We start from the raw sequence: 1,039 nt of genomic DNA on the forward strand, positions 1-1,039 counted from the left end.
ATTAGTTCCGAAGCGTTTTCTACAGTAGGGTTCGCAGTGTAGTCCTCATACTCAAGGTATCTTTTAGCTTCGGGAAAGTCCAAAAGCAAATCGTTTAAAAGCTGTTTTTGATTTTCCGTCACTTCCTTATTCTCAGCAAACTTATTCTGTTCACGTACTTCAACTGTTTCACGGGTTGCGATGTACTTTGTGTAATTTCTGCGCTTGTTTTTACTTTTCTGTGTACCGCTTTTCAGATAGCGGCTTGTTACGATAATTTGAGATAAAGTCATAACATATCACCCCCATTTTTATGTGATTTAATCTAACCGTTGATACCTCACAGCCTTCTCAAAATTAATAACACCGTTAATGCGTTTAACCTCATCTATACACATAGCCCTCAGTTTAATCATCGTATCATCATCAATCTCATGTACCGCCGCAAGCATATGAGTAACTGCACCAAGTTCAACTGCAATTTTAAATAAGGCACGGGACAACCTCTGTTCCGTGCCTTTGACTATTCCTTCCGCCATTGCCGTTAGCTGCGGGGCAATAAATTCCGTTGCCGTATGCTCCTTGTTCAAAAGATACCCGCAATAAAAACGCACAGCCTTTTCAATAAATTCCGAGCGTGATTTACAATTATCGTGCTTAAAAAGAGTGTCCACTATTTCCAAAGTTTCGGGAAAAATCTTTAGTCCAAATCTTTGCTTTTTATACTCAGATGTGACCTCGCAAACCTCTGTTTTTTCGGCTTTTTCTTCTGTATTTTTAATTTTATCCGACTGCAATTTGCAAAACCTCCATTCTATGCGACTGCACGTCAAAGTTTTCAAAACTCCGCAAATTCGGCGAGCTTTGCTCGACGATGTGTCTGTTTGGTCGCTTCAAGCGACCAAACTTTAACCTGCAATATATTAATTTTCCCCCAAACCCTCCCGAATTCTCCCGAATCCTCCATTCTCCAACTCCGCAAAAAAATGCCCCAAATTCGCCCCAGCTGCCTTTAGGGTAAAGTTACCCCACCCATGCTCTGAAAACGCCACACGAGGGC

General features: G+C 41.4%; 1 protein-coding gene and 1 pseudogene. Both read right to left on the reverse strand.

Features of this window, described 5'->3' with window-relative positions; genetic code table 11:
• A pseudogene (locus AB5123_RS14440) lies at positions 1-272 on the reverse strand (hypothetical protein); the annotation flags it as partial.
• Positions 273-299: 27 nt separating this feature from the next.
• A complete protein-coding gene (locus tag AB5123_RS14445) occupies positions 300-776 on the reverse strand; it encodes a hypothetical protein (RefSeq protein ID WP_051706247.1) in 477 nt (158 codons plus the stop codon).
• Between the last annotated feature and the right edge of the window lie 263 nt (positions 777-1,039).

The organism is Ruminococcus sp. RTP21204st1_B2_RTP21204_210225, assembly GCF_040914135.1.
Classification (GTDB): Bacteria; Bacillota; Clostridia; order Oscillospirales; family Ruminococcaceae; genus Hominimerdicola; species Hominimerdicola aceti.